The following is a 13,203-nucleotide window of genomic DNA, read 5'->3' as shown; positions in this document are numbered from 1 at the left end:
GTGCCTCGGCCTATGCGCCGCACCGGGCCTCGCGGCTTCCCCCGTCTGTCCGATCCTGAACACCACATCCGCTCGCGCCGACGACATGCGTTTCGCACCGATAGATGCGGCGGTTCGCGATGGCGTCGGCACACTCTATCCCGGCGCGGTACTGATCGTCACCGATCGGGGGCGGATCGTTCATCAGGCGGCCTTCGGCGATGCCCAGACGCTGACCAGCGCGCCCGACGGCACGCTGCGGACGCTCGCCACGCCGCGCGCAATGGCGGTCGACACGCTTTTCGATATGGCCTCGATCACCAAGATCGAGGCGACCACCGCGGCGATCCTCCATCTCGTCGGTACCGGCCGCCTGTCGCTCGACGACCGGCTGGGTACGTTGCTGCCCGCGTTTCGGGGCACCGACAAGGCGGACATCACCGTCCGTCAGTTGCTGACCCACCGGGCAGGGCTTTGGGAATGGCAGCCGACCTGGCTGCACCGCGACGCCTCGGGCCAGGTGCTGCCCTATCTGGCGGCGCTGCCGCTCCGTTATCCGAGGGGCTCACGATTTGCCTATTCTGACATCGGTTTCATGCTGCTGGGTGCCGTCGTGGAGCGGGTCACGGGCACACCGCTGGACCGTTATGTCCGCAGCCGAGTCTATCGCCCGCTCGGCATGACCGACACCGGCTTCCTGCCGTCACCGTCCTTGCGTCGGCGCGCGGCCGCGACATCGCAGGGCGACGCCTATCAGCGGCGCATGACGGAGACCGGCAAGCCCTACCCCGCCGCGCCTTTCCCATCGGCCCAGCCCTTCGACGGATATCGGAACCGGATGCTAGTCGGCGAGGCGAATGATGCTAATGCCGCGCTCGGCTGGCGGGGGGTGGCTGGCCATGCCGGGCTGTTCTCGACCGCGACCGATCTAGCCCGCTATGCCCAGCTGCTCCTCAACGGCGGCTGCTACGGCGGCTGGCGGCTCGCGCCCGCCCGGACGATCGCAGCGTTCGAGGACACGCCCTTCGATGCCGATCAGGCACTGGGTTTCCACAAGACGCAGCTCGCCGGGATCGCGGCCCCCTTCTACGGGCATTCGGGTTTCACCGGCACCTGGTTCGCCTTCTCGCCCCAGCTGGACATGACCGTCGTCCTCCTCACCAACCGGGTCCACCGGCCGGACGGCGAACCCTATCCCACGCTCGACGCCCTGCGGGAGACTGTGCTGCGGCAAGCGGTGACGACAGTGCTCGAAAACCGGAAAAAGGAGAAGACATGGCGCTGAACCTGGGCGTGATCGAAGGCTTTTTCGGCAAGCCATGGAGCTGGGCCGATCGAACGACCGTGCTACGGACGCTGGCAGGGGCAGGCTATCGCTTCTATCATTACGGGCCCAAGGCCGACCCGTTCCTGCGCCGCCGCTGGCGCGAACCGCATCCGCCCGAACACTTCGCCGCCCTCGCGGCCTTCGCCGCCGAGTGCAAAAGGCTGGGCGTGCGCTTTGGTGTCGCGCTGACCCCGGTCGGCAGCACCCATCCCTTCAGCGCGGAATCGCGCGCCGCTCTGAAGCGGAAGCTGGGGCAGCTCGACGCGCTGGGCATCCAGGACCTCGCCATCCTGTTCGACGACCTGCCCGCCGAACTGCCCGATTTGGCGCGCGGCCAGGCCGAACTCGTCGATTTCTGCGCCAGCAACAGCCGCGCGACCCAGGTCTTCTTCTGCCCCAGCTTCTATTCCGACGATCCCATTCTCGAGCGCGCCTGGGGGAAGCGGCCACCCGCCTATCTGCCCCAGCTCGGGCGCTATCTGGATCGCAACGTGCGCGTCTATTGGACCGGCGAGGAGGTGGTGTCCCGCGAGATCGGTGTGGCCCATCTGGAACGGGTACAGCACGAACTCGGCCGCAAAGTGTGCCTTTGGGACAATTATCCCGTCAATGACGGTGTCCGCATGTCGCAATATCTGCATCTGCGCGCGTTCACCGGTCGCCCGGCCGCGATCCGCCATCATGTCGCGGGTCATGCGATCAACCCCGCATCGCAACCGCTCCTCTCCTGCATTCCCGCGCTGACGCTCGCGGCCAGCTATCGGGAGGGAGAGCGCTACGCTTATGGCCAGGCATTTCTGGCGGCAGCGAAGCAGCTGCTGGGCGCCGACTTCGCCACCCTATTGCACCGCGACATCCTGCCGCTCCAGGATACCGGGCTCGACAATCTCGGTCCGCGTTTCGCTGAACTGCGCGAACGCTATGGGGCGATCGATCATCCCGCCGCCCGTGAAATCACCGACTGGCTGGACGGACGCTTCCGCACCACGCTGGACGAGGTGCAGACGCAATAACGAAAGGGCAGAACAGGACATGACGCAGTTCTTTCTCGGCGTGGATGCGGGCGGCAGCACCTGTCGCTGCCGCCTGGTCGACGGCGCGGGTCGGATGCTGGCCACCGAACAGGCCGGTCCCGCCAATGCCGGACTGGGGCTGGACGCGCTCTATACGACGCTGCGCCAAGTGACCGAGAATACGGTGCGCGCAGCCGGACTCGACGCGGAGCAGGTCGCGAGCGTCCGGGCGGCGATGGGTATCGCAGGCATCTCGCGCCCCGGCGTTCGGGCGGCGCTGGAGGGCTTCGTCTTTCCCTTCGCCTCGACGGTGTTCGACACCGATGCCGTCATCGCCAATCTGGGAGCGCATGGCGGCGGCGACGGGGCCGTGCTGATCATCGGCACCGGCAGCATCGCGCAAGTGCGGGTAGACGGGCGGAGCTTCCGGATCGGCGGCTATGGCTTTCCCATTTCCGACGAGGGCAGCGGCGCGGCCCTGGGCCTCAGCGCGATGCGCCACGCACTGCGCGCGCTGGACGGACGGACGCGCGCGACGCCGCTCAGTACGGCAGTCACGGAGCGGTTTGGCCATGACACGGCGCGCGCCATCGCCTGGATGGATCAGGCGACCCCGCGCGACTATGGCAGCTTCGCCCCGCTGGTGATGGACTATGCCGAAGCGGACGATACGATCGCTCGCTCGATCGTCGAGGACGCGGCAGGCCATATCGAGCGGTTCATCGAGACGATCTACGAACGCGGCGCACCTCGATGCGCGCTGCTCGGCGGCCTGTCGGCGAAGATGCGCCCCTGGTTGCGCGCCCGGACCGTCGCCCGGCTCAGCGAACCGATGGGCGATGCATTGAGCGGCGCGCTCTATCTTGCGGGTCTGCCCGCCCGCGCAACGGAGACTTTGATATGATCGAGCGTCGCCGCTTCCTCGCCGCCACGGGGCTCGCCGCACTAGGCCGGGTCACCGCGCCGTTGCCCAAGGCGTTGGCGGCCCAGCCGCCCGCCCCGACGCTGCTCGCCTCCAACGTCCTCGCGCTCATGCGGGGCTGATCAACGGGCGCTCAATTCGCTCCGGCGATCGCCACCAGCGCCGCGTCGATCGCCAGGGTCGCGCTCATGTCGCCCGGCATGTCGTTGGCATAGGCCGCGAAGGTCAGCATCCGACCGCTCGCCGCGATCATCGTGCCAGCCAGCGCATTGGCGGCGTTGAGCGTGCCGGTCTTCGCCCTCAGCCGACCCGCCAGCGGCGTGCCGACGAACCGTCGCGCGAGCGTCCCGTCGGTGGCCGCGACCGGAAAGGTCGCGCGCCAGTGCGCGCCCCAGGGCTGGGCCTCTGCCCAGCGCAGCAGCGCCACCGTCGTGCGGGGGGTGACCCGGTCATAATTGGACATGCCCGCGCCATCGGCAAAGTCGTAGGTCACGCGGGCAATGCCAGCACGTGCCAGAACCGCATCGACGACGGCAAGACCATCGGCGACCGAGCCGCTAGCCCCAAGTCGGCGTAGCAGCAGTTCGGCATGGAGATTCTGGCTCGTCTTGTTGGTCTGGTATAGATCCTCGGCCAGCGGTGGCGGCGTCAGGGCCGCCAGTACCGGAACGGGTGCGGCCACCGCACCAGGAGCGCGGCCACGGTGCGCGGGATCATCCGCGTCCGTCAACGACCGGTGACGCACGGTGATACGCCCCTTCACCATCACACCCGCCGCGCGCAAGAGTTGCGCGAACCGCCAGGCCGCCCGGTGAGCCGGATCGTCAACGCCCAGCTTCAGAACCACCGGCGTCGCCCCGGCCGCGAGACTGCCGGTCACGCGCAGCAGATTGCTGCCCGGCATGCGTTCGACCGACAGCGCGTTCCCACTACCGGCCTCACCGGTCGTCGCGGCATTTTCGATCCGGTAATAGCCGTCCCCGACGACCTGGAGCGGTTCGCCCGGTGCCGTGGGGGACACGGTCAATATCGTGACATTGTCGTCCAGGGTCAGCGCCGAGATGCCGGTGCCATAGACGCTGTCCATGTTGTTCCAGCTCATCCCCTGCGGCCAGCGCTCGTCTGGGAATGCCGTGTCGTCGCCGACCACATCGCCCACGACACGCGTCCGTCGGGCGACCGCAGCCGCCAATTCGCCCAGGCAGTCGACACGACAACCGGGGGCGGAGGACAGGCGGGCGTCGCCATGCCCGGCCAGGATCACCGTCGGCGTCCCCTGCCCCTCCAGCCGCACCGTCGCCCCGCTCCGTATATCCGGGCTCGCCACGTCCAGCGTCGCGAAGGCGGCGGCGGTGGTGAACAGCTTGGTGTTGGACGCCGGGATGAAGCGCTCGTCGGGGCGCAGCGCGACGATCTCGCGCCCCTCGGCATCGACCACCACCAGCCCGATCCGCGTGCCCGGCGGCGCCTTGGCCAGCGCTTCGATGGCGGCGGGCGGCAGCGGCGCCCCGACCGGCGCGCCCGCCAGCAACAGCGGCAGCAACAGGCTACCCATCATCGGCGTTCGATCTCTTCGCTCAGCAGGGTCAGGAACTCGGCGGCCAGCATCGAAGGTGGCCGATCGAGCAGGTGGATGGCGTGGACGTCGAAGGTGATCGAGGGGCGAAGCGGCCGCATCGCGAGCCCCGGCGCCATCGACGCCGCCGCCGTGAAATTGTCGACGATCGCCAGCCCCACCCCTGCACGGACCAGGGCTGCGGCGATATAGAAGGTCCGCGCCACCACGATCTCGTCGAGGACCAGATCGTGCCGGTCGATCTCTTCGGACAGCAGCTTGCCGATCGGGCCGCTGCCCTTGAGCGAGATCAGCGGACGCCCGACCAGCTGCGACAGTTCCAGCCTTGGCGGGGCGTCGGGCATGTCACGTTCGCGGTAGAGGACGACCATCTCGCCCTCGCCCAGCCAGTCATGGGTCAGGGCCACACCGCGCGGCGGCTCGCTGGCGATGGCGATGTCGCTTTCGCGTTCGTAGAGTTTGCGCAGCAGGTCGTCGTGATGCACCGTCTGCAAGTCGAAGCGGACATCAGGACGCCGCGCGAGGAACCGCGAGACCGCATCGGGCAGTACCCCCAGCCCCAGGCTGGGCAACGCGGAAATGCGCAACGTCGTGCCCGCGCCCATGCGCAGGTTGCGCCCCGCCTCACGCAGCGCACGCACCCGCTCCTGAATATCGGCCACGTCGGCGAACAGCGCATGCGCATCCTCGGTCGGCAGCAACCGCCCGTTCGAGCGCTGGAACAACTCGAACCCCAACAGGGTCTCGGCATGGCGGAGCGTCTTGGACACCGACGGCTGCGACACGTTGAGCGCCCGGGCTGCGGCGGATACCGAGCCGTTGACATAAACGGCGTGGAAAATCTCGATATGGCGAAGGTTCATGGGTGCAGCCTAGGCCCTGTCCTGTGCCTGTTCCACCATCGACCCGCGAAAACGCGCCGCGTCCAGCTCCCCCTCGCCGCGCGCGACCAGCGTGGCCACCGCCAGATTGGCCGACGCGGATGGCACGGTACGCGTCATGTCGAGCAGTCGGTCGAACGGCAGGACCAACCCTACGACGAGGGCGGTCTGCTCCGCCCCCACGCCCACCGCAGACAACATCGCCGCCAGCATGAAGAGCGAAGCCGAAGGGACGGGTGCCGTACCGAAGGCCGCCAGCGCGCCGGTCACCAGCATGACGACGAGCATGGTCGCGTCCGGGACGATCCCCAGCGCCTGCAACGCGAACTGGCCGAGCAGCCCGACATACATGGCCGTGCCGTCCTTGCCGATCGATGCGCCCAGCGGCAGCACCGTCGAGGCGACGCCGCGCGACACGCCCAGATTGTCCTGCGCCACCCGCAGCGCGACGGGCAGCGTCGCCGAGGACGAGGCGGTCGAAAAGGCGACGATCAGTGCATCGACGATCCCCCGGAAGAATCGCACCACCGGCAACTGTGCGACGAGCCCGACCAGTGCGGCATGAACGACCAGCATCTGCACCAGCGACGCGATTATGACCGCCAGCGCGAGCCAGCCGACATGGACGAACAGCGCCGCGCCGTTCACCGCCACCGCCTGGGCGATCAGCGCAAGCACGCCGAATGGCGTCACCTCCATGACCACGCGGACGATATGCAGCAGTACCGCCGACAGCCCCTGGAGCAGCGCAACGACCGGCCGCCCCGCCTCGCCCGCCATCACGCTGCCGGTGCCGAGCAGCACGGCGACAAAGATGATCGCCAGCATGTCGCCGCGCCCCAAAGCCTCGACGATGTTGATCGGCACGATCGACAGCAGTTGGTCAGCCGGCGTCACCGGCGCCCCGAGCGGATGGGGAACCACGTCCGCCAGCTGCATAGCCGCGCCGGGTCGTAGGATGAGACCCATCGCCATGCCGATCGATACCGCCACCAGAGTGGTCGCCGCGAATAGTCCTACCGTACGCAGCCCGATCGACCCCAGCCGCCGGGGATCGCCCAGCGTCGCGATCCCGCCTGCGATGGTGACCAGCACCACCGGCACCACCAGCATCTTGATGAGGCGGACGAATAGCTCACCGACCAACCGGATCGCCCCGGCCCCTTCGGGCCAGAACAGACCGAGCGCGACGCCCAGCAGCAACCCGCCCATCACCCGCTGCCACAGCGGGATGCCGAACCACCCCCGGATCAGGCGCAAGCCGGCGCTCCCCAGAAGCCGGGCGCGGGCGCCGTCAGAATGCCGCCCTCATCCCGCGCGCCGCCGGGACGGTCCGCCGCCAGCCACAGCGGGCCGTCCAGATCGACGAAGTCCGCGTCGCCCGCCACCAGCATCGCGGGCGCGATCCCCAGCGACGAACACACCATGCACCCCACCATCACGCCGAACCCCCGCTCCCTTGCCTCTGCCGCCAGCGCCAATGCTTCGGTCAACCCGCCGGTCTTGTCGAGCTTGACGTTGACATGGCTATAGCGCCCGGCCAGCCGATCGAGATCGGCGCGGGTGTGCAATGCCTCGTCTGCGCAAATCGGAATCGTCCCTGCCAGCTCGGCCAGCCCCTCATCCTCTCCGGCAGGCACCGGCTGTTCCAGCAGGTCGACGCGCTGGGCGAGCAGCATCGGCAACCGATCGGCGATGTCGGCCACCCGCCAACTTTCATTCGGGTCGACGATCAGCCGGGGCGTGAGCGCGACGGCACGGACCGCCGCGATCTGTTCGGCCGCGCCCTCGCGATCCACCTTGATCTTGAGCAGCGGCACCCGCGCCACCGTTCGGGCGAACTCCGCCATGGCCTGCGGCGTGTCGATACCGATGGTGATCGCCGAGGCGAGCGCCGCCACCGGCGGGAGACCCGCGAGCGCCGCGACGCTGGTTCCGGTCAGTCGCGCCTCCAAGTCCCAGAGCGCGCAATCCACCGCGTTGCGGGCGGCCCCCGCTGGCATCGCCCGGGCGATGTCCGCTCGCGTCGCGCCGCCCTCGATCAGGTCGCGGACCGCTTCGATGGCCGCGATCGCCGCCTCGATCGTCTCGCCATAACGGGGATAGGGCACGCCCTCACCCCATCCTTGGGCGTCGCCTTCGCGGATCGTCACCGTCACCACATCGGCGGCCGTCTTCACCCCGCGCGCGATGCGGAACGGCGCCCTTAGCGGGAAAGGGTCGTGACGAACGGTGAGGATGCGGCGCATGACGTTTCCAGCAGGAGGTCGATGATCGCCTCGGCCCCAAAGCGATAGGTATCGGTGCAGGGCAGGCCCAGCGCATCCTCGGTCTCGGAACACAGACGCTGAGCGGCCGCTTCGTCGAGCTTGACGGTGTTCAGCGCCACGCCGACCGCGCGAACGTCCGGGCTGGTCAGCCGGGCAACGCGCAGATTGGCATCCAGGCACTCGGCTAGCCCCGGCATCGGGAAATGCGGCAGGCCGCGCATATGCGGGCGCAGTGGATCGTGGCACATCACCAGCGCGGTCGGCTGTGCGCCATGGAGAAGGCCGGTCGAAACCCCTGCAAAGGCGGGGTGGAACAGCGACCCCTGCCCCTCGATCAGATCCCAGCCCTGATCCGTGCGGGCCGGGGCCAGCGTCTCGATCGCGCCCGCGATGAAATCGGCGACCACCGCGTCGAGCGGCACGCCCTTCCCTGCGATCAGGATGCCCGTCTGGCCGGTCGCGCGGAAATCAGCCACGACACCCCGTGCACGCAGCGCATCGCGCAGGCAGAGCGTGGCGTACATCTTGCCGACCGAACAATCCGTGCCGACGGTCAGCAGCCGGTGGCCCGTGCGCCTCCGCCCGCTGCCGACCGGCAGCGTCTCGGGCGCGTCGCGTACGTCGAACAGGGTAACGCCCGCCTCCGCTGCCGCCGCGACCAGCACGGGCACGTCGCGCAGCCGCTGATGAAGCCCGCAGGCGATGTTGAGCCCGGCGCGGATCGCTGACAGTGCGTCGCCTATCATCCAATCGGGGAAACGCCCCCCCGGATTGGCGATGCCCAGCACCAGCGTCCTTGCCCCTGCGGCGCGTGCCGCAGCGGCATCCATCCGGGGCAGGCCGAGCGTGAACGGGCAATCGTCGTGCCGCCATTCGCCCACACAGTCTTCGCTGCGGAAGGCGGCGAGACCGCGCGATGTCTTGAGGCCGATCTCGTCATCGGAATGGCCGAGATAGAGGAGGTAGGGGGCGGGAATGGTCATGATGCGAACATGATAGGAGCAACGTCCTAGGTGCCGCCAATCGCGCTCGCATCGCCGCCTATAACGTGCGGCTATTGGCCGCAGCCGCCGGGCCGGGCCCGCAGCAGCGCACGTCCCGCCGCCACGCCGGTCGCCGCCCCATCCGACACCGCCCGTCGCCCGTTGATGAACAGCGCGGTAACGCCGACGCCAGGCACGCGCGGATGCATATAATCGGCGCGGGGGGCATAAGTTCTGGGATCGAGCACCACGACATCGGCAAAATAACCTCGCCGCAGATAACCGCGCTGCGCGATGCGGTACATGTCGGCCGTCGCGCCGGTCGACCGGCGGATGAACTGTGGCAGGGTGATCACCTTCCGCGCGACGACATAGGTGCGATAGAGCTGGGGAAAGGTCGCATATTGACGGGGATGGCCGTCCGATCCGTCCGATGACGTCACCACCCAGGGCTGCTTCATGATCAGGTCGACGTCACGATCAGCCATGTTGAAGCTCGCCACGCTGCTGCCCGCCGGGCCGGTGCCCGTGGCATTGGGCGTGCGCAGGATGCGGATCGCCGCGTCGATCGGTGAGAGCCCCCATTGCGTCGCCATCGTTTCGAGCGTCTTGCCGCTCCAGGGCTGGCCCTGCGCGGTCAGCAACAGCGAATCCGCCCCACCCCGCCGACGCAGATTCTCCGCCATCTCGATCTTCAACCGCGCGAGCGTCGCCAGATCGTCGAACCGGGCGAGCAGCTTGGGATAGCCGCCGTCCATCGCCCAGCCCGGCACCAGCGCGGCATCGACGCTCGACCCCGAGGCCAGCCAGGGATATTGGTCCGCGGTGACGGCCTGCCCCTTGCTGCGCGCCGCCTTGATCGTGGCGATCAGCGCGGGCGCCTGGCCCTGCACATCGACGCCCAAGGCCTTCAGGTGAGCGAAATGGACCGGCGTGCCAGCGATGCGCCCGATCTCGATCGCCTCTCGGGTCGAGGCAAGAAGGCCGATCGAATAATGCGCCTCGTCGCGCTGGTGCGTGTCGTACATACCACCGCGCTTGCCCGCTTCACGGGCGACCGCCGCCACCTCGGCCGTCTTGGCAAAGCTTTGCGGCGGATAGAACAGGCCGGTGGACAGGCCATAGGCGCCCTCGCACATCGCACGGGCTGCAAGGCGCTTCTCTTCCGCCAGTTCCGCGGCCGTGGGCGCGCGGGCATCCTGTCCCAGCACGCGCTCGCGGATCGCCCCGAAGCCGACGAAAGGCACGACATTGGTGCCGATCCCGCTGGCCTCCAGCGCGCGCGCATCCTTCGCCACCTCGAACGTACCATAGCCGTCGACGCCGATCACCACGGTCGAGACGCCTTGCGCCAGCCAGGGAAGATTGAGCCGCGCCTCGGCATCGGCCGAGCGGATATAGCTGTCCGGATGGGTATGCGCATCGATCAGGCCGGGCGCGACGATCAGCCCCCGCGCATCGATCTCGTCAACCGCCGCCGTGCCGCGGGCGCGGCCGACATAGACGATGCGATCGCCCGCCAACTCGACATCGCCGACAAAGGGCGGCGTCTCGGCACCCGTATAGATGGTGCCGCCCCGGATCACGACATCGACGCGCGGCGTACTCGACGCCGTGGCGACGCACCAAACCAGTGCGGTCAGGACAAGACGCTTCATCTCGGGCTCCTCTCGGGTTGCAGGTGGGTGACGGTCGTGGCGACCGCGTCGACCGCGGCGCGGCTGAACGGCATGGGTAGCATCTGGCCCGCACTCCACGGGCCACCCTGGTCCTGCCGGTGCGGGGAGCGCGGATCGTTCGACTGGCCCGGCAGGTTGAGCATCAGCGAACGATCCCAGTCACCGACATCGATCACCTCGAGATAGCTCGCGCCGCCGCCGACCCGCCAGTCCGGTCCGTTGCCCAGCCAGCGGGCCATCACCGTAAAGCCATCGCCGCCTGAGCCGCCCACCTCGATCGCGGGGAAAGCCGCCGCGATCGCCGGAAGCCGCGCAAGCGGATGCGTGATCCGGACCCGGTGCAGCATATCCCACCGCCAGGCCGTGGGATCGGGCCCCAGCAGCTTGCCCGCTTCCGTCCAGCCGACGGCGAGCGACTCGTCGACCAGGTCGGGCCGACCAGCGGCTACACGGAGCAGTTCGGGCGGCTCGATCGAGGAAATCAGGCTGCGTGCGTTTTCCGGGACCTGTGCGCCGAGCATCCGTACATTCAGCGCGCGCAGCACGACCTCGTACAGTGCCGCCGCCCCGCTCGCACCGTCGATCCGCGTATCCCAGCGCGCCAGCATCGCGACCGCCGCCGCCGCTCCGGGCGAAGGCTGGCGCGGTAACATCGCCTGGAAGCGCCGGGCGAGCGACGACGATGTGTCGTGCTGCAGCGCCACGCTGTCGGCCAGGCTGTGCCGGGTCTGCTTCGACAGCACGTCGGCAATGCGATCATAGCGTGCGGGATCGCGGAACGAGAAGGCCGGGCTCCTTTCGATCGGCCAGCCTGGCGGCAGGTTGTTCTGGTTCGCGGAGGCGAACCAGCCCGCAGCGGGATCGAACACACCGGGCAAGGCGCGGAAATCGCGCATCCCCACCCAGTCGTAACGTCCATCGCCCGGTACCGGCAGCAGGCCATGGCCGCGCTTGCGCTCCGGCCAGAAGCCGATGGCCTGCCACGCATGATGCCCGCGCACATCGGCATAATGGAAATTGGTGGGCGACGGGTGGAACTTGAACGCCTCGCGCAACCCCGCCCAGTCCTCCGCCAGGTTGATGGCCACCATCGAAAACGCACCCGATCCGCCCGGCTGCATTCCCACCGAGGCGATCGCAGTCGCGCGCGAACGGGCCGAATCGTGCGACACCACCGGCCCCTGCACCGCGTAACGGAGCACCGCCCGGTGCGGCGGCGCGTCCTTCACGGGAATGTCGATCACCTCCCGCTCGAACCGCTTCCAGCCGCCGTCATGGCGGTAACGCTCCGGGTCGTCCGGATGGAGCTCCAGCACGAACAGGTCTTCCTGGTCGATATGGAAATTGGTGCGACCGAAGGCGAAGCGGTCGGTATGGCCCTGCATGATGCCCGCCAGCCCCGGCGCCCCGCCGCCGATTACGTCCAGGCCGGGCGCGCTGAGATGGGCGACGTGGCGCGGCCCGAACCCGCCAATGCCCAGATGCGGGTCATTGGCCAGGATCGGACGCCCCGTCGCGGTGCGGCTTCCCGCCACCGTCCAGGCGTTCGACCCGGCATTGGTGGCGCTCAACATCTCGTCCCGCTCCCGGGTCGGCGTCTCTCGTCCGAACGGCAGCGGCCCAAGCTGCAACACCCCCATGTCCGCCTCGCTGACCTGTGCCGGGTCCAGTCCCTCCGGCACGGTCATCGCGATCGCGGGGCGCAGCGGGGCCACCAGCCGGTCGAGGTCGAGCCGCCCCATTGCCGCCAGCATGGCGCGGCGAATCTCGTCGTCGACATTGCCGACCGAGCCGCCCCGCGCCACCACCAGATCGCGCAATTCCCAACGCATCGGCATCACGCCCAGAATGCGATATTCCAGCGGCAGCAATGTCGGATCGCGCTCCACTTCGGCGATCCGGGCATTGATCCCAGCGACATAGCCCCGCACGCAGTCCAGGACCGGCGACGGGATGCGGGCCAGCTCCGCATCGAGATCGCCGCGATAATGGAACAGCTGCGCCTTGGCGTCATATGTCGCGAACGCCGCGCCGAACGCCTCGGCCATCCGCCCCATTTCCCGGCGATGGGCGAAGTCGATCTGGAACAGCCGGTCACGCGCAACGACATAGCCCTGACCGAAAAAGGCGTCCGCCTTGGTCTGCGCGCGGATATGCGGGATGCCCCAGCCATCGTCCACGATCTCGATCGGTCGCGACAGGCCGGGCACCGTCGCATAGGCGGTCGAGCCGACCGGTCGGGCGATCCCTCGCCAGGGCGCAAGCGCACCCAACGCGGTGGCGCCGAGCAGGAATGTACGGCGAGAGACCATGGCTTCCCCCTTCTCGAACCATGCGGTGTGTCGGATCATCCCGTGGCGCACCCCCGCAAAGTCGGTGATGCCCCCTGTCGACAGGACGGCCGGTGCCAGACCATAGGGCGGCCCGACGCGCGTGCAATGCCGCCATAATCCAAGGCTATGGCCCACCCAACGATCGGTAGTCGGACGACCCTTGACCTGGGTTGCGTCTCGCCTGCACCATTCCGGAAGCACGGATCAGCGAAAAGATCATGACCGGCCGCAGGGAGATCA

General features: G+C 68.6%; 11 protein-coding genes. 4 read left to right on the top strand and 7 right to left on the bottom strand.

Annotation, left to right across the window (positions count from 1 at the left end; translation table 11 throughout):
* The first annotated feature begins 85 nt into the window (after positions 1-85).
* From QE385_RS01255 to QE385_RS01240, 4 genes are read left to right on the top strand one after another with little or no spacing between them, the layout of a single operon-like run.
* The gene (locus QE385_RS01255) at positions 86-1,264 is read left to right on the top strand and encodes a serine hydrolase (RefSeq protein WP_307098283.1); all 1,179 of its coding nucleotides are present in this window, start codon (positions 86-88) and stop codon (positions 1,262-1,264) included.
* On the top strand, positions 1,255-2,319 hold the full coding sequence (locus QE385_RS01250; protein ID WP_307098281.1) for a beta-N-acetylglucosaminidase domain-containing protein: 1,065 nt from the start codon (positions 1,255-1,257) through the stop codon (positions 2,317-2,319). The genes QE385_RS01255 and QE385_RS01250 overlap by 10 nt, the downstream gene beginning before the upstream one ends.
* A gap of 19 nt (positions 2,320-2,338) precedes the next feature.
* Positions 2,339-3,223: a BadF/BadG/BcrA/BcrD ATPase family protein gene (locus QE385_RS01245; protein WP_307098279.1), complete on the top strand. Its 885-nt coding sequence runs from the start codon at positions 2,339-2,341 to the stop codon at positions 3,221-3,223.
* Positions 3,220-3,363 carry a hypothetical protein gene (locus tag QE385_RS01240; RefSeq protein WP_307098276.1) on the top strand — a complete coding sequence of 48 codons (144 nt, stop codon included), beginning with the start codon at positions 3,220-3,222 and terminating at the stop codon, positions 3,361-3,363. Before QE385_RS01245 ends, QE385_RS01240 begins: the two co-directional genes overlap by 4 nt.
* 11 nt (positions 3,364-3,374) lie before the next feature.
* On the opposite strand, the gene dacB is transcribed toward QE385_RS01240, so the two are convergent.
* From dacB to QE385_RS01205, 7 genes are all read right to left on the bottom strand, one after another.
* Positions 3,375-4,796, bottom strand: coding sequence for a D-alanyl-D-alanine carboxypeptidase/D-alanyl-D-alanine-endopeptidase (gene dacB / locus QE385_RS01235; protein WP_373424705.1), 1,422 nt, complete (start codon positions 4,794-4,796; stop codon positions 3,375-3,377).
* Positions 4,796-5,680 (bottom strand): LysR family transcriptional regulator, encoded by an 885-nt coding sequence (locus QE385_RS01230; RefSeq protein WP_307098271.1) that lies wholly within the window; start codon positions 5,678-5,680, stop codon positions 4,796-4,798. Before QE385_RS01230 ends, dacB begins: the two co-directional genes overlap by 1 nt.
* A 9-nt stretch (positions 5,681-5,689) precedes the next feature.
* The gene (locus tag QE385_RS01225) at positions 5,690-6,958 is read right to left on the bottom strand and encodes a dicarboxylate/amino acid:cation symporter (protein ID WP_307098269.1); all 1,269 of its coding nucleotides are present in this window, start codon (positions 6,956-6,958) and stop codon (positions 5,690-5,692) included.
* Positions 6,949-7,947, bottom strand: coding sequence for an N-acetyl-D-Glu racemase DgcA (gene dgcA / locus QE385_RS01220; protein WP_307098266.1), 999 nt, complete (start codon positions 7,945-7,947; stop codon positions 6,949-6,951). The genes QE385_RS01225 and dgcA overlap by 10 nt, the downstream gene beginning before the upstream one ends.
* Positions 7,905-8,951: an N-acetyltransferase DgcN gene (gene dgcN, locus QE385_RS01215; protein ID WP_307098263.1), complete on the bottom strand. Its 1,047-nt coding sequence runs from the start codon at positions 8,949-8,951 to the stop codon at positions 7,905-7,907. The genes dgcA and dgcN overlap by 43 nt, the downstream gene beginning before the upstream one ends.
* Before the next feature lie 71 nt (positions 8,952-9,022).
* Positions 9,023-10,609 (bottom strand): amidohydrolase family protein, encoded by a 1,587-nt coding sequence (locus tag QE385_RS01210; protein WP_307098261.1) that lies wholly within the window; start codon positions 10,607-10,609, stop codon positions 9,023-9,025.
* A complete protein-coding gene (locus QE385_RS01205; RefSeq protein WP_307098259.1) occupies positions 10,606-12,942 on the bottom strand; it encodes a penicillin acylase family protein in 2,337 nt (778 codons plus the stop codon). The genes QE385_RS01210 and QE385_RS01205 overlap by 4 nt, the downstream gene beginning before the upstream one ends.
* Positions 12,943-13,203: the final 261 nt, after the last annotated feature.

Origin of the sequence: Sphingomonas sp. SORGH_AS_0950, assembly GCF_030818415.1 — a bacterium.
Taxonomy (GTDB): Bacteria; Pseudomonadota; Alphaproteobacteria; order Sphingomonadales; family Sphingomonadaceae; genus Sphingomonas.
This window is presented reverse-complemented; position numbering and strand designations above follow the sequence as displayed.

Bases quoted from the DNA above. Each gene is read 5' to 3' on its own strand.
- QE385_RS01255 (WP_307098283.1), top strand. From the start codon at position 86: ATGCGTTTCGCACCGATAGATGCGGCGGTTCGCGATGGCGTCGGCACA.
- QE385_RS01250 (WP_307098281.1), top strand. From the start codon at position 1,255: ATGGCGCTGAACCTGGGCGTGATCGAAGGCTTTTTCGGCAAGCCATGG.
- QE385_RS01245 (WP_307098279.1), top strand. From the start codon at position 2,339: ATGACGCAGTTCTTTCTCGGCGTGGATGCGGGCGGCAGCACCTGTCGC.
- QE385_RS01240 (WP_307098276.1), top strand. From the start codon at position 3,220: ATGATCGAGCGTCGCCGCTTCCTCGCCGCCACGGGGCTCGCCGCACTA.
- dacB (WP_373424705.1), bottom strand. From the start codon at position 4,796: ATGGGTAGCCTGTTGCTGCCGCTGTTGCTGGCGGGCGCGCCGGTCGGG.
- QE385_RS01230 (WP_307098271.1), bottom strand. From the start codon at position 5,680: ATGAACCTTCGCCATATCGAGATTTTCCACGCCGTTTATGTCAACGGC.
- dgcA (WP_307098266.1), bottom strand. From the start codon at position 7,947: ATGCGCCGCATCCTCACCGTTCGTCACGACCCTTTCCCGCTAAGGGCG.
- dgcN (WP_307098263.1), bottom strand. From the start codon at position 8,951: ATGACCATTCCCGCCCCCTACCTCCTCTATCTCGGCCATTCCGATGAC.
- QE385_RS01210 (WP_307098261.1), bottom strand. From the start codon at position 10,609: ATGAAGCGTCTTGTCCTGACCGCACTGGTTTGGTGCGTCGCCACGGCG.
- QE385_RS01205 (WP_307098259.1), bottom strand. From the start codon at position 12,942: ATGGTCTCTCGCCGTACATTCCTGCTCGGCGCCACCGCGTTGGGTGCG.